Origin of the sequence: Rhizobium sp. TH135, assembly GCF_002855515.1 — a bacterium.
Lineage (GTDB): Bacteria > Pseudomonadota > Alphaproteobacteria > Rhizobiales > Rhizobiaceae > Allorhizobium.
Map to the genome: position 1 here is coordinate 169,677 of NZ_PKRP01000006.1, position 21,697 is coordinate 191,373.

The 21,697-nt window shown below is 62.7% G+C and carries 23 protein-coding genes; 17 read left to right on the top strand and 6 right to left on the bottom strand.

Going from position 1 to position 21,697, the window contains the following annotated elements:
- Positions 1 to 3 precede the first annotated feature (3 nt).
- Positions 4 to 1,893: an ABC transporter ATP-binding protein/permease gene (locus C0V73_RS18290; RefSeq protein ID WP_102021444.1), complete on the top strand. Its 1,890-nt coding sequence runs from the start codon at positions 4 to 6 to the stop codon at positions 1,891 to 1,893.
- Between the two features lie 24 nt (positions 1,894 to 1,917).
- Here C0V73_RS18290 and C0V73_RS18295 read toward each other — a convergent pair whose 3' ends face one another.
- Entirely contained in the window at positions 1,918 to 3,204 is a 1,287-nt protein-coding gene (locus C0V73_RS18295; protein ID WP_102021445.1) for a GGDEF domain-containing protein, read from the bottom strand.
- A gap of 247 nt (positions 3,205 to 3,451) precedes the next feature.
- On the opposite strand from C0V73_RS18295, the gene C0V73_RS18300 reads away from it, so the two are divergent.
- From C0V73_RS18300 to C0V73_RS23130, 3 genes are all read left to right on the top strand, one after another.
- Positions 3,452 to 4,150 carry a phosphatidylserine decarboxylase gene (locus tag C0V73_RS18300; protein WP_102021446.1) on the top strand — a complete coding sequence of 233 codons (699 nt, stop codon included), beginning with the start codon at positions 3,452 to 3,454 and terminating at the stop codon, positions 4,148 to 4,150.
- Positions 4,151 to 4,161: 11 nt separating this feature from the next.
- Positions 4,162 to 5,022, top strand: coding sequence for a phosphatidylcholine/phosphatidylserine synthase (locus tag C0V73_RS18305; protein WP_102021447.1), 861 nt, complete (start codon positions 4,162 to 4,164; stop codon positions 5,020 to 5,022).
- Between the two features lie 193 nt (positions 5,023 to 5,215).
- Positions 5,216 to 5,353, top strand: a complete 138-nt coding sequence (locus C0V73_RS23130; RefSeq protein WP_166601271.1) for a hypothetical protein — start codon at positions 5,216 to 5,218, stop codon at positions 5,351 to 5,353.
- Positions 5,354 to 5,366: 13 nt separating this feature from the next.
- Here C0V73_RS23130 and C0V73_RS18310 read toward each other — a convergent pair whose 3' ends face one another.
- On the bottom strand, positions 5,367 to 6,131 hold the full coding sequence (locus C0V73_RS18310) for an SOS response-associated peptidase (RefSeq protein ID WP_102021448.1): 765 nt from the start codon (positions 6,129 to 6,131) through the stop codon (positions 5,367 to 5,369).
- Positions 6,132 to 6,263: 132 nt separating this feature from the next.
- On the opposite strand from C0V73_RS18310, the gene C0V73_RS18315 reads away from it, so the two are divergent.
- From C0V73_RS18315 to C0V73_RS18355, 9 genes are all read left to right on the top strand, one after another.
- A complete protein-coding gene (locus C0V73_RS18315) occupies positions 6,264 to 6,689 on the top strand; it encodes an NUDIX hydrolase (protein WP_102021710.1) in 426 nt (141 codons plus the stop codon).
- Positions 6,686 to 7,114: a TIGR02301 family protein gene (locus tag C0V73_RS18320; protein ID WP_102021449.1), complete on the top strand. Its 429-nt coding sequence runs from the start codon at positions 6,686 to 6,688 to the stop codon at positions 7,112 to 7,114. Before C0V73_RS18315 ends, C0V73_RS18320 begins: the two co-directional genes overlap by 4 nt.
- Before the next feature lie 93 nt (positions 7,115 to 7,207).
- Positions 7,208 to 7,465 carry a hypothetical protein gene (locus C0V73_RS18325; protein ID WP_102021450.1) on the top strand — a complete coding sequence of 86 codons (258 nt, stop codon included), beginning with the start codon at positions 7,208 to 7,210 and terminating at the stop codon, positions 7,463 to 7,465.
- Positions 7,466 to 7,483: 18 nt separating this feature from the next.
- The gene (locus C0V73_RS18330; RefSeq protein WP_102021451.1) at positions 7,484 to 8,224 is read left to right on the top strand and encodes a hypothetical protein; all 741 of its coding nucleotides are present in this window, start codon (positions 7,484 to 7,486) and stop codon (positions 8,222 to 8,224) included.
- 95 nt (positions 8,225 to 8,319) lie between these two features.
- A complete protein-coding gene (locus C0V73_RS18335; protein WP_102021452.1) occupies positions 8,320 to 9,153 on the top strand; it encodes a folate-binding protein YgfZ in 834 nt (277 codons plus the stop codon).
- A 1-nt stretch (position 9,154) separates the two neighbouring features.
- Positions 9,155 to 9,784 carry an HD family hydrolase gene (locus C0V73_RS18340; protein ID WP_102021453.1) on the top strand — a complete coding sequence of 210 codons (630 nt, stop codon included), beginning with the start codon at positions 9,155 to 9,157 and terminating at the stop codon, positions 9,782 to 9,784.
- On the top strand, positions 9,781 to 10,317 hold the full coding sequence (locus C0V73_RS18345) for a tyrosine phosphatase family protein (protein WP_102021454.1): 537 nt from the start codon (positions 9,781 to 9,783) through the stop codon (positions 10,315 to 10,317). The genes C0V73_RS18340 and C0V73_RS18345 overlap by 4 nt, the downstream gene beginning before the upstream one ends.
- A complete protein-coding gene (locus C0V73_RS18350; protein ID WP_102021455.1) occupies positions 10,314 to 11,282 on the top strand; it encodes an NAD regulator in 969 nt (322 codons plus the stop codon). Before C0V73_RS18345 ends, C0V73_RS18350 begins: the two co-directional genes overlap by 4 nt.
- A 58-nt stretch (positions 11,283 to 11,340) precedes the next feature.
- Entirely contained in the window at positions 11,341 to 12,231 is an 891-nt protein-coding gene (locus C0V73_RS18355; protein WP_102021456.1) for a mechanosensitive ion channel domain-containing protein, read from the top strand.
- A gap of 58 nt (positions 12,232 to 12,289) precedes the next feature.
- Here the strand turns inward: C0V73_RS18355 and C0V73_RS18360 are convergent, their stop codons facing one another.
- From C0V73_RS18360 to nadA, 4 genes are all read right to left on the bottom strand, one after another.
- On the bottom strand, positions 12,290 to 12,541 hold the full coding sequence (locus C0V73_RS18360) for a hypothetical protein (protein ID WP_102021457.1): 252 nt from the start codon (positions 12,539 to 12,541) through the stop codon (positions 12,290 to 12,292).
- 240 nt (positions 12,542 to 12,781) lie between these two features.
- Positions 12,782 to 13,687, bottom strand: coding sequence for a carboxylating nicotinate-nucleotide diphosphorylase (nadC, locus tag C0V73_RS18365; RefSeq protein WP_102021712.1), 906 nt, complete (start codon positions 13,685 to 13,687; stop codon positions 12,782 to 12,784).
- Between the two features lie 13 nt (positions 13,688 to 13,700).
- A complete protein-coding gene (locus tag C0V73_RS18370; protein WP_172450223.1) occupies positions 13,701 to 15,293 on the bottom strand; it encodes an L-aspartate oxidase in 1,593 nt (530 codons plus the stop codon).
- Positions 15,294 to 15,319: 26 nt separating this feature from the next.
- The gene (gene nadA, locus C0V73_RS18375) at positions 15,320 to 16,390 is read right to left on the bottom strand and encodes a quinolinate synthase NadA (protein WP_245408022.1); all 1,071 of its coding nucleotides are present in this window, start codon (positions 16,388 to 16,390) and stop codon (positions 15,320 to 15,322) included.
- Positions 16,391 to 16,641: 251 nt separating this feature from the next.
- Here nadA and C0V73_RS18380 point away from each other — a divergent pair, with 251 nt between their 5' ends.
- From C0V73_RS18380 to C0V73_RS18395, 4 genes are all read left to right on the top strand, one after another.
- The gene (locus tag C0V73_RS18380) at positions 16,642 to 19,428 is read left to right on the top strand and encodes a DUF2339 domain-containing protein (protein ID WP_102021458.1); all 2,787 of its coding nucleotides are present in this window, start codon (positions 16,642 to 16,644) and stop codon (positions 19,426 to 19,428) included.
- 66 nt (positions 19,429 to 19,494) lie between these two features.
- Positions 19,495 to 20,148: an HD domain-containing protein gene (locus C0V73_RS18385; RefSeq protein ID WP_102021459.1), complete on the top strand. Its 654-nt coding sequence runs from the start codon at positions 19,495 to 19,497 to the stop codon at positions 20,146 to 20,148.
- 9 nt (positions 20,149 to 20,157) lie between these two features.
- On the top strand, positions 20,158 to 21,003 hold the full coding sequence (locus tag C0V73_RS18390) for an MOSC domain-containing protein (protein WP_102021460.1): 846 nt from the start codon (positions 20,158 to 20,160) through the stop codon (positions 21,001 to 21,003).
- 317 nt (positions 21,004 to 21,320) lie between these two features.
- Positions 21,321 to 21,680: a GIY-YIG nuclease family protein gene (locus tag C0V73_RS18395; RefSeq protein WP_102021461.1), complete on the top strand. Its 360-nt coding sequence runs from the start codon at positions 21,321 to 21,323 to the stop codon at positions 21,678 to 21,680.
- Positions 21,681 to 21,697: the final 17 nt, after the last annotated feature.

Sequence of the window (21,697 nt, forward strand, 5' to 3'; positions counted from 1 at the left end):
GGGATGGCTGAGGCGAAGAAGAAGACGGTATCGGCCGACGACGGCAACCCGATGCAGACCCTCGTCAACCTCTGGCCCTACATGTGGCCGGCCGATCGTTTCGATCTGAAGATGCGTGTGGTCTGGGCCACAGTCTTCCTGATCATCTCGAAGTTTGTCCTGATCCTCGTCCCTTATTTCTTCAAATGGGCGACCGACGCGCTGGATGGCCGGATCGATATGGCAGGTTTTCTGCCGACCTTCCTGCTCGGCGCCGTCGCGCTCGTCATCTTCTATAATCTCACCCGCATCCTGCAGGTCGGCCTCAACCAGCTGCGTGACGCGCTGTTTGCCAGCGTCGGCCAGCATGCGGTGCGCCAGCTCGCCTACAAGACCTTCGTGCACATGCACCAGCTGTCGCTGCGCTTCCACCTCGAGCGCAAGACCGGTGGCCTGTCGCGCATCATCGAGCGCGGCACCAAGGGCATCGAAACGATCGTGCGCTTCACGATCCTCAACTCGATCCCGACGCTGATCGAATTCATCCTGACGGCAGCGATCTTCTGGTGGACCTACGGCTTCTCCTATCTCGGCGTGACCGCCTTCACGGTCTGGGCCTATATCTGGTTCACGATCCGCGCCTCCGACTGGCGCATCGGCATCCGCCGCGCGATGAACGACAGCGATACGGACGCCAACACCAAGGCGATCGACTCGCTCCTCAACTTCGAGACGGTCAAGTATTTCGGCAATGAGGAGATGGAGGCCAAGCGCTTCGATGCCTCGATGGCGAAATACGAAAAGTCGGCGACGCAGGTCTGGACCTCGCTCGGCTGGCTGAACTTCGGCCAGGGCCTGATCTTTGGCATCGGCACTGCGATCATCATGGTGATGTCGGCGCTTGCCGTGCAGCGCGGCGAGCAGACCATCGGCGATTTCGTTTTCGTCAACGCCATGCTGATGCAGCTTTCGATCCCGCTCAACTTCATCGGCTTCGTCTATCGCGAAATCCGCCAAGGCCTGACCGATATCGAGCAGATGTTCGATCTCCTTGAGGTCCAAGCCGAAGTGGTGGACAGCCCCGCTGCCAAGCCGCTGGTCATTGCGCAGGGGGCCATTGCCTTCAAGGATGTGCATTTCCACTACGACCCGGAGCGTCCGATCCTGAAGGGCGTCTCCTTCGAGGTCCCCGCGGGCAAGACGGTCGCCGTGGTCGGACCGTCGGGTGCCGGCAAGTCCACCATTTCCCGCCTGCTCTATCGCTTCTATGATGTGCAACAGGGCTCGATCACGATCGATGGTCAGGACGTGCGGGACATCACGCAGAAATCGCTCCGCGCGGCCATCGGCATGGTCCCGCAGGATACCGTGCTGTTCAACGATACGATCGCCTACAACATCCGCTATGGCCGGCCGGGTGCTGCCGAAGACGACCTCGTCCAGGCGGCCGAAATCGCTCAGATCTCGAACTTCATCAAGGATCTGCCCGATGGCTTCGATACCAAGGTCGGTGAACGCGGCCTGAAGCTTTCAGGCGGCGAAAAGCAGCGTGTCGCGATCGCGCGCACCGTGCTCAAGGCACCGCCGATCCTCATCCTCGACGAGGCGACTTCGGCGCTCGACACCACCACCGAGCACGAAATCCAGTCGGCGCTCGACATCGTCTCCAAGAACCGCACGACGCTGGTCATCGCTCACCGTCTGTCGACGGTCGTTGCTGCCGACGAAATCATCGTCCTCAAGGGCGGGGAAATTGCGGAGCGCGGCAGCCATGCGGACCTGCTGGAGCAAAACGGTCTCTATGCCTCGATGTGGAACCGTCAGCGCGAAGCGACCCAGGCCGAAGAAAAGCTGCGGCAGGTGCGCGAGAGTGACGAACTCGGTGTCGTGGTGCGTCGTCCTCCGGCCATCTAAGCTGACGGACAGCCCGGCCGGCGCTTAATCGGCTTTGCAGAGCCGGTTGCGCCCGTCGCGCTTCGCCCGATAGAGCGCGAGGTCCGCGCGGCGCAGGGCGTGGTCGATGGTTTCCTGCGCCGGTTTGAAATCGGCAAGACCGATGCTGATCGTTCCTGCAGTCCCGACCTCCGTCGAAATCTGGCAGTAGCGGGCGATATCTGCCCGCATGCGATCGAGGATTTCGGCTGCGCGTGCGGCATACTCTTCCGAGAAAAAGGCGAAGAATTCTTCACCGCCGGCGCGAGCAATCAGCACGCCATCGCTCTCATGCGCCCGCAGGGTATCGACGATCGAGCAGAGCGTCAGATCGCCCTCGCCATGGCCGAGCGCATCGTTGATCGACTTGAAGTGGTCGATGTCGATCACGGCGACGGCAAAGGTGCTGGACAGGTTATTGGAGGCCTGCTCGATGGCGGAGGCGGCCGCCTGGAAGAACTTGCGGCGGTTATAGGCATTGGTCAGCGGGTCGCGCTCGGCGGCAGCGGTCAGGCGCGCCTCCAGTTCCTTGCGCTCGGTGATGTCGATCAGCACACCCGCGATACCGCGCAAGCCTCCGTCAGGAGCGGCGACGCAGGCCTTGTGCAGCATGATGTGGCGCATGCCGGTTTCCGGCAGGCAGACATCGGTTTCCACCCTCAGCACGCCGCCCTGCCGCATGACTTCCAGATCCGATTCGCGGTGGGCTTCTGCGACATCCTTCGGCAGGAAGTTGGCCAGTGTCTGCCCGATCACCTCGTCCCGGTGTGTGCCGACAAACTGGCTGAAGGCGGTGTTGCAGCCGAGATAACGACCGCCGACGTCCTTCAGGTAGATGGGAGTGGGCAAATGGTCGAGGCCGGCCTGCCAGGCATCGATATGGTCTTGCAGGGCCTCACGCGTCCGCTCCCGGGCTTCAAGCAGCTTCAGATGCCGTCTGGCACGCAGGAGACAGCGCAGCAGGTGATGCGGGCCGTCCTCCATAAGCAAGTCGTCGGCGCCGGCCTCGAACAGTTTGGTCTGGAATTCGGTACTTGCCTGACCGGTCACGGCGACAACGTAGAGGTTATCTTGAAACTGCGCCCGCAGCCGATGCATCACGTCGAGCGCGACAGTCATCGTTGCATCCAGGAAGCACACGGAAGAGGCCTGGAGCTGATCCAGATTGCGCAAACATGCAGGTCCGAGAGAACCAATCGTCGCAGGTGGCGGCAGGTCGCCCTCGGAATACCAGGCGATCGCGACCTGCGGCGCGGTGTCCGGAAGCGTTTCAATTTTCCTGGCGAGCTGCAACAGTCAGTCCTTGCCCGGAGCTGCCCTTAACGGTGCCGTCATCCGGATCCCCCATTTTTTCATCACCCCTTTTTTAGGGTGCAGTTATTTACAAAATCTCGCCAGGAAACGAACAAGGCATTCTTTTTTTGGGCCAGCGGTGGATTGTCACAACTGGTTTACGCCGGCTTGATTTGACCGTCGGCATTGCCCAAGTGCGGCTTTCAGAGTAGTCACGGGCGACACAATTCAAAGACTGAGGACCCAAATGGACCTGTTCGAAACCATCCGCAAGACGATCGTGCCCGTGCACAAGGAAGGCTATCCCTTCGTCGCGGCCTTCTTCGTCGCATCGCTGGTGCTCGGCTGGATCTGGGATCCGCTGTTCTGGGTCGGCATGGTTCTGACCCTTTGGTGCGCTTACTTCTTCCGCGACCCCGAGCGCGTCACGCCGCAGGACGACGACCTGGTCATCAGCCCGGCTGACGGACGCGTATCCTCCGTGCAGATGTCTGTGCCGCCGGAAGAGCTCAATCTCGGCCGCGAGCCGATGCTGCGCATTACCGTCTTCATGAACGTCTTCAACTGCCATGTGAACCGCGCGCCAGTACGCGGCCGGATCACGACGATCGCCTACAAGGAAGGCCAGTTCCTCAATGCGGAACTCGACAAGGCCAGCATCGACAACGAGCGCAACGGCTTGGTCATTGAAAGCAAGCATGGCCAGATCGGTGTCGTCCAGATTGCAGGCCTCGTCGCTCGCCGGATCATCTGCTGGTCCAATCCGAACGACCCGCTGGATGCCGGCGAGCGTTTCGGCCTGATCCGCTTCGGTTCGCGCCTCGACGTCTTCCTGCCGGCCGGTTTCGAGCCGCGCGTTTCGCTGGGCCAGACCGCCATTGCGGGTGAAACCGTCCTGGCGGAATTTGGCTCGCCCAAGGGGCCGACGATCAGCCGCCGCAGCTAAGGACAGCTCCGATGGAAGAACCGAACCCGATCGCCGAGACCCGTTCCGCAAGCAGCACCGATTCCGGTGCGCGCGGGCCGCGGCTTCGTGAAATCCCGCTTCGGCTCATCGTTCCGAACCTGATCACTGTGCTCGCCATCTGCGCCGGTCTGACCGGCGTTCGCCTGGCCTTCGAGAACCGCTACGAGCTGGCGGTGGCGATGGTGCTGGCCGCCGCCTTCCTGGATGGCATCGACGGACGGGTCGCCCGTATGATGAAGGCGACCTCGAAGTTCGGCGCGCAAATGGATTCGCTCGCCGATATCATCAATTTCGGCGTCGCCCCGGCCCTTGTCCTCTACGTCTTCGTGCTCGATCAGGCCCGGTCGCTCGGCTGGATCGCCGCTCTGATCTACGCGATTGCCGCAGGTCTCCGTCTCGCCCGTTTCAACGTCATGGACGAGCGCGAGACCAAGGCGCCCTGGCAGTCGGAGTTCTTCGTCGGCGTGCCGGCGCCTGCGGGTGCTGCACTGGTGCTGCTGCCGGTTTATCTCGGCTTCCTTGGTGTGGCACCGGTCGGTGCCTTTGCCTATGCGAGCACGGCCTACACGATCATCATCGCCTACCTGCTGGTCAGCCGCCTGCCGGTCTGGTCGGGCAAGTCCGAGACGAGCCATATTCGCCGCGATCTGGTGCTGCCGATGATTCTCGGCGTCGTGCTTTATGTCGCGCTGTTGATGAGCTTTACCTGGGAAGTGCTTGTCGTGACCGTGCTTCTCTATCTCTGCTCCCTGCCCTTCGGTGCCCGAAACTGGCATCGCCGCTACGGCACGCTGACGATCGGCGAAGAATCAGCGGAAAAGGGACTTTCGGAGATAGACCGGGGCGTTTGACCCCATTTTTTGTTCAAAACTGCACAATTTGAGCCCCGCCAAGCCTGAAAACTTGTGCGGGGCTCTCCTTATCTACTCTTTTTCTTCAAATTTGATTTGTGTCACAGCCTCGGTCACGCTTTTGTCATGATCTCCGCAGAGAGAGCCGCGAACAAAAAACACCGGTCAGGAAACACTCCCGAGGAACATGACGATGACGACGCAGAACGACGCCGAGCAGCAGAAGCCGGCAAACGAGAATCTGGCCTTGAATTACCGTCCGCTCGGCCTGAAGGCTGTGCTGGCCGCGGCCCTGATGCTGAAGCGCAAGCCGGCACCGAAGGTCGCCTGAGCGAGCTATCGCCCTAGAACAAGTTCATCTGCCCGTCGTCGGATTTGTCCGCGGCGGGCTTTTGCTTTTTGGGTGCCGGGATCACAGGCGTCTGGAGCTCGGCACCGACATTGGCGACCTTGTTGACGAGGTCCGAGACCGGGATTGCTTCGAAGTAATCCTCATCTGCCGGGCGCATGAGATCGACGATGTCGCGCGGCTCACCATTGCGGCAGTCGAGCCAGCGGGCGAAATTCTGCGGCTCGATTACCACCGGCATGCGGTCATGGATCTCGCCGATCGTGCGATTGGCCCCAACGGTCAAGATGCAGCCCGTATCGAGCTCCGATCCGTCCTTCGACATATAGGTTTCCATCAGGCCGCCAAAGCAGACGATGCCGCCCTTCTTCGGACGGATCCAATAGGCCTGCAGCGGCTCACCACTTTCCTTCGAGGGCCTGTGCCACTCGTAGAAACCGGAAGCTGGCACCAGGACGCGCCGGTGGCGCATGGCGGCGCGGAACGAGGCCTTCTCGATGGCCGTCTCCGAGCGCGCGTTGAGGAGCAGCGTGAACTCCTTGGGATCCTTGACCCAGGACGGGATAAGCCCCCAGCGCACAAGAACCGCCACGCGGTCCGGCCGATTGGATCCAGGATCCAGAGGTGGTGCAGCGACGGCAACGAGAATGGGCTGCGTCGGCGCAATGTTGTAGCGCGGCGGAAAGCCCTCAAGCTCCATCACGCCGAGGATCTCGCGCACTTCTTCCGGGCTGGCTGTCAGGGCAAAACGTCCACACATCACCCGTAGATGGCAGTCCGCCTGCCATGGGTCAAGGTGACGCCCTGCTTGCAGGGGGGCTCAAAGCCCGCGATAATCGCCGCACACTGCTTCGCCGAAGCGGTGCCGTCTTCGACCGGAGTTCGTCTTTTCATGAGCATGCCCCGCCTCGCCTCTTCTGCCATCGTCGAACGAGCCGGGCGCTATCTTCTCGTGCGCCGCGGCAATCCGCCGGCTGCCGACCTCTATGCCTTTCCCGGCGGTCGGGCCGAGCCTGGCGAAACGCCGGAAGAGACGGCACTCAGGGAACTCCTGGAAGAGACGGGACTGACCGGACGCAATCCGCGGCTGTTCGAGACTGTGGAACTTCTGCCGGAAGCCGGGGTCAGCGACAGTCACTACATGCTGTCCGTCTTCCAGGTGGATGCCGATGATGCTGAAACCGTCGAGGCGCAAAGCGATGCGCTGGAGGCGAAGTGGTTCCTGCCGGAGGAGATCCTAGATCTTCCGACGCCCGAGAGCGTGCGCGCCTGCGTGCTGCGTTTGGCCCCTAGCCTCAGCGCCCGAGGTGCCGCATGAGCCGTTCGATTACAGTAATCCGCGCCTGCCTGCTCGTGCTCTTCGCCGCTTTCGCCGGATCGGCCGTTGCTCAGGATGGCACCGTGGTTGCGGTTCCGCCCCCTGCGGACACGGAGAAGCCGACACCATACGACGACCGTCTCGCCCGGCTTTCGGAGATCATTGGTGCGGTCCACTATCTGCGCAATCTCTGCCAGGCGGATGGCGAACCGGAATGGCGCCAATCGCTGCAGGATCTTCTCGACGCGGAGACAAGGACTGAGCCGAAGCGCCGGGCGCGACTGACCGCCGCCTACAACCGTGGCTACCGCTCGTTTGCGTCTGTCTATACCTCTTGCACACCGGCTGCAGTTCGTGCAGAGCAGAATTACCGTAACGAAGGCGCAACACTTGCCACAGAAATTACCGCGCGCTTCGGAAATTAACGATTAATTCACCTCTTTTGGTGGGCCCCCGTGTCGTTTTGGCAAAAGGCTGATAGGGTCGTTAAGGACTGAGTAAGTGCTTCGAGGAATGCCATGGAACCGCGCCGCAACGAAATCGACGACATGATCGTGCACGAAAAGATGCAGGCTGCGCTGGAATACCAGAACGAAGCCTGGGCTGACGGCATGGCTGATGGAATCGAGCCGGAGATCATTGCGGACGCAGCGTTCGCACTGGCCATGCGCGAAACGATCCGTATCCACGGCGAACACGGCGCCGAGGCCATTCTCGACGCGCTCAAGACCCGGCTGCTTGCCGGCGAATTCTCGCCCGAGCGGCAGCTTCAGTAACAGCAATCGAGGGACAGAATGATGATCTCGCCGCGGGTCAGGCTCTTTCGCTTGACGAGCGCGCTGACGCTCATGCTCGCCTGCGCACTGGCGGCCCTGCCCGTACATGCGCTGTCCGACATCAAGGACATCACACCCCCTTCAGCCGACACTCCATCTGACACTGTCGAGCCCTTGCCCAGCGAGGAGCAGGACGTGATCGAGGATTCGATCCCGGTCATTCCCGATCCGGATCCGCTGATCAAGCGCGACGAACCGCAAGAGGCAGAGAGTATCGAGCCGACGACACCGCCGGCGGAGGTCATTTACGACCTCGAAAAGGCACCCGAGCCGGTCCGGCGCATGCGCCAGTTGATCATCGATGCGGCGACGACAGGTGATATTTCCAAGCTCAAACCGCTGATGAACCCCGGCCCCGATCAGACCGCCGTTCCGCTGCAGGATCCCGAACAGGATCCGATCGAGGCGCTCAAGGCGATTTCCGGCGACAGCGAGGGCGTGGAAATCCTCGCCATCCTGCTCGACATCTTCTCGACCGGGTTCGTTCAGCTCGACAAGGGCACGGCGGAGGAGGCCTATGTCTGGCCCTATTTCGCCGGCAAGTCGCTGGGCCTGCTCACGCCGAAGGAGAAGGTGGAGCTGCTGCGCATCGTCACTGCCGGCGACGTGGCGGAAATGCAGGAATATGGCAATTACAATTTCTTCCGTGTCGGCATCACGCCCGACGGTCGCTGGAAGTTCCTGACCGTCGGCGACTGAACGACTGTTGAAACTGTGGGCTGTGATGCGGACTGCTTGTCGTCTAGACTGGTAGCGCCTAACTCTCTCGGCAAAGCAACAGCCCGGTGAAACCCATGCCTTCAGCCTTCCTGCCCGATCGCGCCTTTGTCAAAATTGCGGGTGCGGATGCGGAGCACTTTCTGCAGAACCTCATCACCACGGATCTCGGCGCGCTTGCGGAAAGCGAGCTGCGCCCGGGCGCCTTGCTGACGCCGCAGGGCAAGATCCTCTTCGACTTCCTGATTTCGCGGGATGGGGACGGGTTCCTCATCGATATCCCCGCCGATCAGATCGACGCCTTCATCCGGCGCATGACGATGTACAAGCTGCGCTCACCGGTGACCATCGAGGCCTTACCCGTGACAGGTGCGACGGTCACCTGGGGTGAATCCGCTGAAGGCGTCGCCGATCACCGATTCGCGCTTGCGGGCACCGAGCTTCGGCGCCAAGAGGGCCGCACAGGCGATCCTGCCGACCGCGAAGGCTATGACGCGCTGCGCATTCTCCACGGCGTGCCCGAATCGGGCGCCGACTACGCGCTGCAGGATGCCTTTCCGCATGACGTGCTGTTCGACAAATCGGGCGGTGTCTCCTTCCGCAAGGGCTGCTATGTCGGCCAGGAAGTGGTCTCGCGCATGCAGCACCGTTCGACCGCCCGTCGGCGCGTCGTCATCCTTTCCGCGGAAGCGTCTCTCCCCGCCACCGGCACCGAGATCACCATCGGCGGCAAGCCGATCGGCGCCCTTGGTACCGTTGCCGGCGAAAGGGCGCTTGCGATCGTCAGGATCGACAAGGCGGGCGAAGCCATGGCAGCGGGCGAACCTATCCTTGCCGGCGACGTGCCCGTAACGGTCACCCTTCCCAGCTGGAGCGGGCTTACGTTCCCAGCTGCGGCCGAGGAAGCGTGACATGGGATCGGCCGCCTCTCTCTCCGCCCGCGCCTGGCAGCGCATGCTATCCGGCCGCCGGCTCGACTTGCTCGATCCCTCGCCGCTCGACGTCGAGATCACCGACATCGCGCACGGGCTTGCCCGTGTCGCGCGCTGGAACGGGCAGACCTCCGGCGATCATGCCTTCTCGGTCGCCCAGCACAGCCTGATCGTCGAGGACATCTTTCGCCGCTGCAATCCCAAGGCGACGACGGACGATCTGATGGTGGCACTGCTGCATGACGCACCGGAATATGTGATTGGCGACATGATCTCGCCGTTCAAGGCTGTGGTCGGTGGTGGCTACAAGGTGGTGGAGAAGCGGCTCGAAGCAGCGATCCATCTGCGGTTCGGTCTGCCGGCCCATCCGAAGGCGGGACTGAAAGATCTGATCAAGAAGGCTGACATGATCGCTGCCTATTTCGAGGCCACGGTCCTTGCCGGCTTTGCGGAGGCCGAGGCGCGGAAATTCTTCGGCCAGCCGAAGGGCTTTACCCGCGACACGATCCTAATCGAGCCGTTGCCCGCCTATCAGGCACAGGCAAAGTTCCTCGGACGCTTCGAAGAGATCGAAGCCGACAGGCAATCGACGACCTGGGCACCGGCATGAGCCTGATCGTCGTTTCGCCACTCGCCCGCATTGCCGAAATGGCCGTCCGCCACAAGGCGCGCGAGATGATCAGCCTGCTTGCTGCAAACCAGGATTTTCATCGTCCGGCCGTCATCCAGGCGGAGCGGCACCTGAAACTCGCGATGAATGACATCAGCTTTGCGGGCACCGGCGATCTGATTGCGCCGCAGGAGAAGCATGTCGCCGAGATCATCGATTTCGCGAAGGCTTGGGACCAGGCCTCCCCGCTCGTCGTGCATTGCTGGATGGGCGTATCACGCTCACCGGCGGCGGCGATGATTGCAAGCCTTGCGGTGGCACCCGACGATGACGATGACGCGCTGGCAAGGCGGCTGCGAGAAGCCTCGCCATTTGCCACGCCGAACATGCGGCTGGTCGAGATCGGTGACGAGATGCTTCAGCGCGGCGGTCGGTTCGCAAAGGCGGTGAAGGCACTGGGACGCGGTGCGGATGCCGACGGCAATACGCCCTTCACCCTGCCGCTACCCTTGCGGGAGCCGGCCACCCCATGACATCACCGGCGGAGATCGAGATCGGCCTCAACGCCGCGATCGTCGCGATCAGCGCCCGCACGCCCCGTCTGCTCGTCGTCGATGACGATGCCGACGCGCTCGATGCCCTGCCCTTCGGCCCCTTCGATCCGAACCGGCACCGGACCATGGAAATGTCGCTCCGGCATACCGTCGAGACCCAGACAGCGCTCGAACTCGGCTATATCGAACAGCTCTATACCTTCGGCGACCGCGGTCGACACAAGATGCCGGGCGACCAGGGTCCGCATGTCGTGTCGGTCGGATATCTCGCGCTGACAAGGCTGGACAGCGATCGTGATGCTCGACTCGAGCTCTCCCGTGCCCGCTGGCGTGACTGGTATGGCTATCTGCCCTGGGAGGACTGGCGCCAGGGGCGGCCGGCGCTTCTCGACGGTGCGATCCTGCCGGCGCTCAACCTCTGGGCAGAAGAGGCGCCGACGCCCGCATCGGCCTCTCGCCGCTCGCGCCTGAAACTCGCCTTCGGTCTCGACGATTTCCCCTTCGACGAGGAGCGCGTGCTGGAGCGCTATGAGCTTCTCTACGAAGCCGGGCTTGTCGAAGAGGCCGTCCAGGATGGGCGCATCGAGCGGTGCCGGACGACAGTGGCGCTCGGCCGCCCGATGCGACACGACCACCGGCGGATCGCGGCGACCGCGCTTGCGCGGCTGCGCAGCAAGATCAAGTATCGCCCCGTCATCTTCGAGCTGATGCCCCCGGAATTCACGCTCACCGACCTGCAAGGCACGGTCGAGGCGATCGCCGGGCGGCATGTGCACAAACAGAATTTCCGCCGTCTGGTCGAGGGTGCCGAACTCGTGGAGCCGACAGGCTCGACCGAACCCGCGACGGGTGGGCGTCCCGCCGCCCTCTTCCGCTTCCGCCGTCAGGTTCTGGAAGAACGTCCGGCTCCCGGTCTCAAGGTCGGCGGCCGCACCAGTGGTTGACCTCGCGGCGCCCTGCCCCATCTAGCCCTTGACATCAACGGCCAAGGAGCATGACGGCATGGAGTTCGAAGCGAATGAAGCAATCCTCGCGACACAGGCGGCATTGGCACAGGCAAGCCAGCTCGCCGTTCAGTATTCCTTCTCGATCGTCGGGGCTTTGCTTCTTCTCTTCATCGGCTGGTGGCTGGCAGCCCTGCTCAGCCGCTGGACACATGCCGGCCTTGGCAAGATCCGCGGCATAGACGAGACTCTCTCCCGCTTTTTCTCGACGGTCGTGCGCTATGGCGCACTCATCCTGGTGTTTGTCACCGTGCTCGGCCAGTTCGGAGTCCAGACGGCCTCGATCATCGCGGCGCTGGGTGCTGCGGGCCTAGCCATCGGTCTGGCACTCCAGGGCACGCTGCAGAACATTGCTGCCGGCATCATGCTTCTGGTGCTGCGGCCGTTCCGGGTCGGGGAATACATCGATACCGGGAATATTTCGGGTACGATCGTCGAGATCGGGCTCTTTGCCACCGAGCTCAAGACACCTGACGGCCTTTATCGGCTGGCACCGAACTCGACGCTGTGGAATGTGCCTATCACCAATTTCAGCCGGCTGCCGACACGTCGTTTCGAGCTGAAGGTGGGGATCGGCTACGAGGACGACATCGATCTGGCCGAGAAGATCATGCGCGACCATGCGGAGGCCGATTCGCGTGTCCTGAAAGACCCTGCCATCTCCACCCATGTCGATCAGCTGGGGGACAGCGCTGTCGTCATCACCCTCTGGTACTGGACGGCAGCCTCGAACTTCTGGCCGACCTCACGCGAGATGATCAAGAAGGTGAAGAAGTCCTTCGACGAGAACGGAATTTCCATCCCGTTCCCGCAGGTGACCTATCACGGCACGCCGCAAATGGTCGCCCTGCCGGAGCGCTTCGTCGACGCCCGGTCGAAGGAGGCCTGAGCAAAGGCCGCCGCCACGGCCAAGGCTCAGGGTCACGGTTTCCAAGACTGCAGGGAGATCAGCTCTCGCCCTGCAGTTTTTCCGTCTTTTCGAGATGTCTGTCGATGATGCGCTGCATCTCGGCCAAAACTTCGAGCACGCAGACGGTGTCGTCTTCCGTCATGCCTGAACTCGCCTGCTGCTCCTGCATAGATTTCGGCAGGTCGGCGGCAAGCAGTTCAACCGTAGTAGAAGACATCTCCTCCGAAGCATTGTTTCGGAATGTCGCGGCGCCGACAGCGCTATCAGGCCTCAGGATTGTCGTCGTCATACTAGCCCCACACGTTACAAACGTCGTTTCGTCTGCATCCCCGCCTGCAATACAATTTGCATGCATGATCGAGGGCTAGGAGATTCTGTTCCAAGGGTCAAAAACCAGGAATCATGGGTGAGAACTAGCGAAGCGTTTGCTGATATATCAGCAAGATGTTGTCCTATATGGCTTTTTTAGAACACACGGGAATGCGGCGCCTGCTGCAGCGCAAAATTACACGCAAAGTTTGTCGTGGATTTACGAGACCACGATATCCAGGCCGATATCGAGAGTCGGCGCCGCCATCGTGATCTTCGAGGTCGAGATGTAATCGACGCCCGTTTCGGCAATCGCACGGATCGTCTGGATGTTGACGTTTCCTGAGGCTTCCAGGACGGTGCGGCGCACATCCGACGGATAGGCTTCGACGGTCAGCCCGTGATGCTGCCGGTTGATCGCGACGGCGTCGCGCAGCAGATCCGGCCCCATATTGTCGAGCAGGATGACATCCGGGCGGGCCGTAAGCGCCTCGCGCATCTGGTCGAGGCCGTCGACCTCCACTTCGATCTTCACGAGATGACCGGCATAGGCGCGAGCCATGTCGACCGCCGAGGCAACACCGCCTGCGACTGCGATGTGGTTGTCCTTGATGAGGATCGCGTCATCGAGGCCGAATCGATGATTGGAGCCGCCGCCGAGCCGCACGGCGTATTTCTCGACTGCCCTGAGACCCGGAAGCGTCTTGCGGGTGCAGGTGACGCGCGCCTTCGTGTGGGCGATCTCGGTGCCGAAACGGGCGGTGTAGCTGGCGACGCCCGAGAGATGCATCAGGAAGTTCAAGGCCACCCGCTCAGCCGACAGAACCGAGCGGGCATTGCCGGAGACGCGGGCGATGGCCTGCCCGGGTGCCAGCGTGTCGCCATCCGCCACAAGTGCCTCAAAACGAACGGACGGATCGATCAGGCGGAAGGCTGCTTCGGCAAGCGGCAGACCGGCCACCACGCCCTGTTCGCGGCTGTTCAGCGCAGCGGTCGCCGTCTTCTCCGGACCGATCGTGGCATAGGTGGTGATATCGCCTGCGCGGCCGAGATCTTCCAGCAGAGCATTGCGGACGAGATTCTCGATCATCAGGGGCGAAAGCTGCGGGCGCAGGCTCGTGGTCATCGGCGTTTCCTCCTCAGCCGGCCAGTTCGGCGGCGATGCGGTTTGCATCCTTGAGTGTCAGATAGGTGCGGTGGCGCAGCGCTTCCTGCGGTGCCGGATGATCCGCGCGCATGTGTGCGCCGCGGCTTTCCGTGCGCAGATATGCGCCGACGGCGATCAGCTTGGCGGTCGCCACGATGTTGGAGAAGCGCACGCGGGGACGCTTGCGCTCAAGACCGACCAGTTCGCGGATGAGAAGCTTGAGGCCCGCCTCGTCGCGGATGACGCCGGCATGGGCGCTCATCAACCCACGCAAGGTCGAGAGTTCGGGGCTGTCCTCGATCGTCACCAGATCGTCGTTTTCGCCCGCCGTCTTTGCCCATTCATAGAGTGCGGATTCCGGCAGCATGCCCTTGATCGAATCGGCGATGCGACCGGCGAAGACCACGGCTTCGAGAAGCGAGTTGGAGGCCAGACGGTTTGCGCCATGCACGCCGCTGGACGTCACTTCGCCGGCGGCCCAGAGGCCGTCGAGCGAGGTACGGCCATCAGCATCCACGAGCACGCCGCCCATGTGGTAATGCACGGCCGGCACGACCGGGATGACTTGTGTCGCGGGATCGATGTCCGCCGCGATGCAGGAGGCGTAGACGGTCGGAAAACGCTTGGCGAAATCCTTGCCGATCGCCTTGGTGCAATCGAGGAAGGCGCCGCGGCCGGCTGCCACTTCGGCGAAGACACCGCGGGCGACGATATCGCGGGGGGCAAGTTCGGCGTCTGCATGCAGGTCGGTCATGAAGCGATGGCCGGCACGGTTGACGAGCACGGCACCGTCGCCCCGCAGGGCCTCGGTCGCGAGGGGCGCCGGATCCTGACCGATGTCGATGGCGGTCGGATGGAACTGGACGAATTCGGGATCCGCAATCATGGCACCGGCCTTGGCGGCCATGCCGACACCGGTCCCGCGCGCTTCCGTCGGGTTGGTGGTCACCTGGTAGAGATGGCCGACGCCGCCGGAGCAGAGCACGACTGCGCGCGCCGGAAAGGCGACGCGGGTCTTTGACTGTCCGGCATCGGGCCGCGCAATGACACCGGAGACGAAACGCCCCTCGGCGATCAGTTCCTCGACGACATAACCTTCCATGACCCGGATCGAGGGCGTCCGGCGGACAGCGGAGATCAGCGCCTCCATGATCGCGCCGCCCGCCCGGTCACCCGCCACGCGCACGATGCGCCGCTCGGAATGGGCGGCCTCGCGCGATAGAAGCAGATGCCCCTCGAGATCACGATCGAAGGGTACGCCATAGCCGAGCAGATCATGCACGCGGTCCGGTCCCTCGGAGATCATCAGCCGGGCCATCTTCTCCTCGACCAGTCCGGCGCCGGCTGACACCGTATCCGCCAGATGTTTGTCGAAGCTGTCGCCTGGGCTCATGGCAGCGGCAATGCCGCCTTGCGCCCAGGCCGAGGACGCGCCCTGCCCGATGGGGGCGGCGGCCAGCACCGTGACGGGGCGTGGCGCCAGTTTCAGCGCGCAGAAAAGGCCGGCCAAGCCGCCGCCGACGATGACGATATCGTCGATGCCCTGCCAGGATTGAGGCCGCATGGATTCAAGATTGGTTGGCATTCAGCCCTCCCCGGCCGGCCGGTATTTCAATTCTTCAGATTGATCATCCGCTCGACGGCAAGCCTTGCGCGGCCCGCAATCGCGGGGTCAACCGTCACTTCCTCGGTCATGAAGAGCAGGCTGTCGAGGATCTTCGGCAGGGTGATGCGCTTCATGTGCGGACAGAGATTGCAGGGCTTGACGAAATCGACCTCGGGCACTTCGACCTGGATATTGGAGGCCATCGAGCATTCGGTGACGAGCAGAACACGGGCCGGGCGCTTGGTCTTGACGTAATCGATCATGCCCTTGGTCGAGCCGGCATAGTCGGAGACCGCCAGCACGGTCGGATGGCATTCCGGATGGGCGACGATCTCGATGCGCGGATCGGCCCGCTTGTATTCCAGGAGTTCGTCGGCCGTGAAGCGATCATGCACCTCGCAGTGGCCCTTCCAGGTGAGGATCTTCTTAGGTGTCTGGTTGGCGACGTTCATCGCCAGATATTCGTCGGGAATGCAGAGCACGGTGTCGCTGTCGAAGCTGTTGACCACGTCGACGGCATTTGCCGAGGTGCAGCACATGTCGGTCTCGGCCTTCACGTCGGCGGACGTGTTGACGTAGGTGACGACGGGCACGCCGGGATAGCGCTCGCGCAGCAAACGGACATCGGCGCCGGTGATCGATTCCGACAGCGAGCAGCCGGCGCGGCCATCGGGGATCAGCACAGTCTTTTCCGGGTTCAGCAGCTTGGAGGTCTCAGCCATGAAATGCACGCCGCACTGGACGATGATCTCGGCATCGACGCTGACGGCATCGCGGGCAAGCTGCAGCGAATCGCCCTTGATGTCGGCGACGCAGTGAAAGATCTCCGGCGTCTGATAGTTATGCGCGAGGATGACGGCGCCGCGCTCCTTCTTCAGCCGATTGATGGCATGGATATAAGGCGCAAAGACCGGCCATTCGATCGCCGGAATGAAATCGCGGACACGCTCATAGAGGTGCTCGGTCTCCTTGGCGACAACGGGCGTATAGCTCAGATCCGGGCGTTCCCAGACGCCGAAACGCTCGGCTGCGGTGCGGATCGCGGGGCGGGTTTGCGGCAGGTGCTGCGCTTCCATGGCCATCTCCTCCATTAATTATGCTCAGGTCGAGCATAATAAGCGCCAAAGAAAACCGGCGATCGCCGGTAGTCCGGATTTAAGAAGTTTCGCCCGCGATTGCAAGAGGTCGCTGCCGCACGCGCGGTGGTCCTTCTGGTGCCCCCACGCAAACACCCGCCAACCCGCTGGAACACTGCGTGACGCGCAACGCTTTTCCTTCCCGAGAAAACCGCTAGTTTGTGACCTCGTTTCGCAAGCTGCGAGGAAGCATGTTCGAATTGTTGCCGCTGATTCTGGTCGGCGTTCTCTTCATCATCAACCGAGGATCCACCAAGCGGATCGACCGGCTGGAAAAGGAACTCGGCGAAGTCCGCGAGCGGTTGCTGCGGCTTGGCGGAGCAGACATCGAACCGGGCGTTGCCGCGGTTTCGACGCGGGCTTCTGCGCCTGCAACAGCGACCAGCACCGCAGAGATCGAAGACAGCCTTGATGGCGAAGAGCCGCCGCTGGAAGAGGTGGCGCCGCGGGGCCAGCAGCAGCCTGCATTGGTCGAGGACGAACCGGAGCTCGAACCTCTGCCTGCGGCTGCACGCGCGCAGCCTGCGGCATCCGCAGCGGCACCGGCCGAAAGCCTCGAAAATCTGCTCGGCGCTCGTTGGGCGGTCTGGGCCGGCGGCCTGGCACTGGCGCTCGGTGGCGTATTCCTGGTGCGCTACTCGATCGAAAGCGGACTGCTCGGCCCCGGCGTACGGCTCACACTTGCCGCCCTTTTCGGTCTCGCCCTCATCGCCGTCGGAGAACTCATACGCCGCGAGGCCTTGCCTAAGGCCGAAGCTCTCTACGCCAATGCCATGGTGCCGGGCATCCTGACGGCCGCCGGCGCGGTCTCCCTGTTCGGCGCAATCTATGCGGCTCATGGGATCTATGAATTCATCGGCCCGACGCTCGCTTTCCTTATGCTGGCGCTCACCGCCTTCGGCGTGCTCGGCCTTTCGCTCCTGCACGGCCAGGCGTTGGCGGGGCTTGGGCTTGCCGGCTCAATGCTGACGCCGCTCCTCATCTCGACCGCGGCGCCAAACCTCTGGACGCTGTTCATCTACCTGACCGTCGCGCAGGTCGCGACCTCCGTCGCATCACGCTTCAAGGGCTGGCTGGTCGTGCCATCGATCGCTCAGGCCCTGCTCGGGGTCTGGGCGCTGGTGGCGCTGATCGACACATCTGAAATCACGCCGATGGCGCTCTCGTTGATCGCCATGATTGCGCCCTGGATGCTGATATGGCCGGGCAACACTGGCAAGGACCCGGCAGAGCCGGACACACCGCTGTCGTTCGAAGCACTCGGGCGGCGGATGTCGTCAGGTACCATCGGCCTCGACATCACATTGTCGCTCGCGGTTCTCTTCCCGGCGATCATGATGCTCGAACGGGATATCACGGATGTCTTCCCGCTCTTCGGCTTTGCCGCGCTGATCGCAGCGCTTGCTGCAGCGGGCAGCGCGCGTCACGGCGCTTTCTGGCCAACGGTCATTGCAGCAGCAGGAGCCTTGCTCGCGGCCGTGGTCGAAACCGGCATGGTGGGTCAGGCGCAGGCCATGTTGCTTGGCTGGGATCTGGTCAAGACCAGCCTGCCGGGCCTCGATGTGACCACGATGTATGTGCTGCTCGGTCTCGCCGCAGTCTTCCTCTTCATTGGCCTTGCCCAGATCCGCCGTCGCTTTGCCGAAGATCCGTTGTTCTCGACGGTCTGGGCGGCGATTGCGCCCGCACTCCCGGTACTGCTCGCAACCATCAGCTTCGTTTTCTACGGCATTTATGCCCGCGACTGGCTGCACGGGCTGTTTGCCATCGGCCTCGGTGCGGTGCTGCTCGGGGCTTGTGAATTCCTCGACCGCAAGGGCGCCATGCCCACCTTCCGGCGTGGCATCGATGTGCTGCTGACAGGCAGTTTCGCCGCCTTCGCGCTCGCCTTGCACACACTCACCGATGGCCTGGCGACCACGATCCTGCTCGCCCTGCTCGGCTTTGCCTATCTGATGACGACGCGCAAGCGGCGCTGGAGCGGATTGCCTTGGATGATGGTCACCGCGCTCGTCGGCGTGCTCTTCCGCATCGCCTGGGATCCGACGCTGGTCGGTCCTGATGCCTTGTCGCGTACGCCCATCCTCAACCAGTTACTGCCGGGTTATGGCATTCCGGCGCTGTTGGCGCTGCTGTCGGCCTATGAGATGCGCAACTGGCCGGGTCAGAGGGTTCGCAATGCTCTGCAGGGGCTGGCCAGCCTTCTCGGCCTTCTCGCCATCGCCATCCTGGTGCGCCATGCGATGAATGGTGGCGTGCTTGCTTCCTCGACGCCGACGCTTGGCGAACAGTCGATCTACACGCTGCTGGTCGTCGGGCTCTCGGGCATCTTGATGACGCTTGATCTCAAATCGCCGAGCCCTGTCTTCCGCTATGGCTCGATGGTCGCGGGCGGGGTTGCCATCGCCCAGACGGTGAGCCTGCATCTCGGTGCACTCAATCCCTATTTCACCGGCGAGAGCACCGGCAGTTGGCCGCTGATCAACCTGCTGCTGATCGGTTATTTCTTGCCCGGCCTCGCCTATGCGGGCCTCGCCTTTTATGCGCGTGACAAGCGGCCCCTGCCCTATGTCGTGCTGCTCGCGCTTTCCGGTGCGGTGCTCGGCTTTGCCTGGGTGACGCTTTCGGTCCGGCGCTTCTGGCAGGGCGAGTTCATCGCCTATTGGAAGGGTTTCGAGCAGGCGGAGACCTACAGCTATTCGGTCGCTTGGCTCGCGATCGGCGTCGGGCTGCTCGTGCTCGGTTCACGATTCGATGCCAGAACCCTGCGCATCGCGTCGGCGGTCATCGTCATCGTGACGGTCGCCAAGGTCTTCCTGATCGACATGGCCAATCTCGAAGGCGTGCTGCGTGCGCTCTCCTTCATCGGCCTCGGCTTCGTTCTGATCGGCATCGGGCTCTTCTACCAGAAGATCCTGAGCGGCAAGTCCGGCAGATCACCAGCCGTGGACGAGGACGAGGCGCCGACGGGGATCTGATCAAGGGCGGTTGAACAGGGAGCGCTCGCAAGGCTAGATGCGGCCAGCCGAAACGGGGACTGACACTTGACCGCCCTTCTCACCGCCGCCGATTTTGCCCCTCATGAGGCGCTAGCCGCCGATCTCCTCGATCACGCCACCGAGGGGGATGATGGCTCGCACGACCTCGCCCATATCCATCGCGTCTTCAAGAATGCGCTGAAGATCCAGGCCGGCGAAGGCGGCGATCCTCAAATCCTAGCAGCCGCCGTGCTGCTGCATGATTGCGTCGCCGTCGAGAAGAGCTCGCCCCTCCGGTCCCAGGCCTCGCGGCTTGCGGCAGAAAAGGCGAGCGGTATCCTTGCCAGGCTGGGTTGGCCTGAGGCGAAGATCGCAGCGGTCGCCCATGCGATCCTGACGCACAGCTTTTCCGCCAATATCCAGCCGGAAACACTGGAAGCGAAGATGCTGCAGGATGCCGACCGGCTGGATGCGATCGGCATGGTCGGTGTGGCGCGCTGCTTCTACATCGCCGGTCGCATGGGCTCCGGTCTCTATCACCCGGGCGATCCCGGCGCCGAGCATCGCCCGCTCGATGACCGGTCCTATGCGATCGATCATTTCCCGGCCAAGCTGATGAAACTTTCCGGCGGTTTCCAGACCGAGACGGGTGCCAAGCTCGCAAAAGAACGGCACGAGCGGCTCAGCCTTTTCCTCTCCCTTTTCCGCGACGAAATCTGAAGGTGCGGCATGCAGATCACTGATCTCTTCATCTATCCGTTCAAGAGCGGCCGGGGGATCGCACTTCCCCAGGCGCGTATCGACGCCATGGGTCTGGGTGGTGACCGGCGGATGATGCTGGTCGATCCCTCCGGCCACTTTATCACCCAGCGGGAACTGCCGGAGCTTGCCCGTCTCACCGCCCTTCCGGCAGCGGCCTATCTGACGCTTCGGCTGGATGACGGGCGCGAGATGATGGTCGCGCCACCGCAGCCGGACAATCGCATGGATGTGGCGATCTGGCGCTCGATCGTCAGTGCCGCTGTCGCGCATGACAGCATCAACGACAAGCTCTCGGAGTGGTTCGGACAGCCCGTCAAACTCGTCTTCATCGATGGCGACAGCCGCCGCGAGGCGAGCGCGGAATGGGCGGGCGAGAATTCGCCCATGGGCTTTGCCGATGGCTACCAGATCCTGGTGACGACATCAGGATCGTTGCGAGCGCTGAACGAAGACATGGAGCGGCATGGCGAAGGTGAAGTCGGCATGGACCGCTTTCGGCCCAACATCGTCGTCGACTGCGACGAGGCCTGGGCTGAAGATACCTGGACGGGCCTCGAGATCGGCGGCATCCGCTTCGATTTCGTCAAACCCTGCCCCCGCTGCATCATGACAAGCCAAGACCAGCGGACGGGATCGCGCGAGGGCGCCAATCCCATGCCGGCCATGGGACGGCTCCGGATGTCCGCAGACCGTCGCGTGCCGGGGGTGCTGTTCGGCTGGAATGCGGTGCCTCGGGGAGAGGGTCTGGTTCGGGTTGGCGATGCGGTGACGGTGCTCGGCAGCCGTGAGGGGTGGGCGATCAAGCAGCGGTGAGATTGATTGGGGAGGATGCCACCCGCCCTCGTCCTTCGAGGGTCGCGCCGCTCCCACCTCAGGATGAGGGCTGATCGTTTTGCGCTCGATGACGCAGCATAAACGGTAGATCTGTAGCGTCGAAATCGGCTCCGCAGCCCCTCATCCTGAGGTGCTCTTGCGCTAGCAAGGGCCTCGAAGGATCCAGCCTCATCCACCGGCCGTCCCCGAGGGAGCTTGCGAGTGTGGGCTCTGACGGCACAAATCCCAGCAGATTCTGGGGTTGTGCCGCAATAGAAGTGGCGGCAGCATGGAGACGCACCATTGAGGTGATCCATATGGAGGTCACAGTCTACATCCTTCGCTGCAGCGACGGCTCCTACTACACCGGACTGACGAAACAGCCTATCGAGGCGCGGATCTGGGAGCACAACGCGGGCACCTACGATGGCTACACAGCCAAACGCCGACCGGTGGAACTGGTGTTTACCGAAAGCTATGACCGCATCCTCGACGCCATCGCCCGCGAGCGACAGATCAAGGGCTGGAACCGGCAGAAGAAGGAAGCGCTCATCGCCTATGCCTATGAGGCCCTTCCTGATTTGTCGCATCGGGGGCCGGTCAAGCGTCTAACTGGGAACCCCACCCGGCCTCGTCCTTCGAGGGTCGCTTCGCTCCCACCTCAGGATGAGGGCTGATCAATTTGCGCTCGGTG

What these genes read in the sequence shown, in the direction of transcription:
- C0V73_RS18290 (WP_102021444.1), top strand. Translation starts at nt 4, where the DNA reads ATGGCTGAGGCGAAGAAGAAGACGGTATCGGCCGACGACGGCAACCCG.
- C0V73_RS18300 (WP_102021446.1), top strand. Translation starts at nt 3,452, where the DNA reads ATGGACCTGTTCGAAACCATCCGCAAGACGATCGTGCCCGTGCACAAG.
- C0V73_RS18305 (WP_102021447.1), top strand. Translation starts at nt 4,162, where the DNA reads ATGGAAGAACCGAACCCGATCGCCGAGACCCGTTCCGCAAGCAGCACC.
- C0V73_RS23130 (WP_166601271.1), top strand. Translation starts at nt 5,216, where the DNA reads ATGACGACGCAGAACGACGCCGAGCAGCAGAAGCCGGCAAACGAGAAT.
- C0V73_RS18310 (WP_102021448.1), bottom strand. Translation starts at nt 6,131, where the DNA reads ATGTGTGGACGTTTTGCCCTGACAGCCAGCCCGGAAGAAGTGCGCGAG.
- C0V73_RS18315 (WP_102021710.1), top strand. Translation starts at nt 6,264, where the DNA reads ATGAGCATGCCCCGCCTCGCCTCTTCTGCCATCGTCGAACGAGCCGGG.
- C0V73_RS18320 (WP_102021449.1), top strand. Translation starts at nt 6,686, where the DNA reads ATGAGCCGTTCGATTACAGTAATCCGCGCCTGCCTGCTCGTGCTCTTC.
- C0V73_RS18325 (WP_102021450.1), top strand. Translation starts at nt 7,208, where the DNA reads ATGGAACCGCGCCGCAACGAAATCGACGACATGATCGTGCACGAAAAG.
- C0V73_RS18330 (WP_102021451.1), top strand. Translation starts at nt 7,484, where the DNA reads ATGATGATCTCGCCGCGGGTCAGGCTCTTTCGCTTGACGAGCGCGCTG.
- C0V73_RS18335 (WP_102021452.1), top strand. Translation starts at nt 8,320, where the DNA reads ATGCCTTCAGCCTTCCTGCCCGATCGCGCCTTTGTCAAAATTGCGGGT.
- C0V73_RS18340 (WP_102021453.1), top strand. Translation starts at nt 9,155, where the DNA reads ATGGGATCGGCCGCCTCTCTCTCCGCCCGCGCCTGGCAGCGCATGCTA.
- C0V73_RS18345 (WP_102021454.1), top strand. Translation starts at nt 9,781, where the DNA reads ATGAGCCTGATCGTCGTTTCGCCACTCGCCCGCATTGCCGAAATGGCC.
- C0V73_RS18350 (WP_102021455.1), top strand. Translation starts at nt 10,314, where the DNA reads ATGACATCACCGGCGGAGATCGAGATCGGCCTCAACGCCGCGATCGTC.
- C0V73_RS18355 (WP_102021456.1), top strand. Translation starts at nt 11,341, where the DNA reads ATGGAGTTCGAAGCGAATGAAGCAATCCTCGCGACACAGGCGGCATTG.
- C0V73_RS18360 (WP_102021457.1), bottom strand. Translation starts at nt 12,541, where the DNA reads ATGACGACGACAATCCTGAGGCCTGATAGCGCTGTCGGCGCCGCGACA.
- nadC (WP_102021712.1), bottom strand. Translation starts at nt 13,687, where the DNA reads ATGACCACGAGCCTGCGCCCGCAGCTTTCGCCCCTGATGATCGAGAAT.
- C0V73_RS18370 (WP_172450223.1), bottom strand. Translation starts at nt 15,293, where the DNA reads ATGCCAACCAATCTTGAATCCATGCGGCCTCAATCCTGGCAGGGCATC.
- nadA (WP_245408022.1), bottom strand. Translation starts at nt 16,390, where the DNA reads ATGGAAGCGCAGCACCTGCCGCAAACCCGCCCCGCGATCCGCACCGCA.
- C0V73_RS18380 (WP_102021458.1), top strand. Translation starts at nt 16,642, where the DNA reads ATGTTCGAATTGTTGCCGCTGATTCTGGTCGGCGTTCTCTTCATCATC.
- C0V73_RS18390 (WP_102021460.1), top strand. Translation starts at nt 20,158, where the DNA reads ATGCAGATCACTGATCTCTTCATCTATCCGTTCAAGAGCGGCCGGGGG.
- C0V73_RS18395 (WP_102021461.1), top strand. Translation starts at nt 21,321, where the DNA reads ATGGAGGTCACAGTCTACATCCTTCGCTGCAGCGACGGCTCCTACTAC.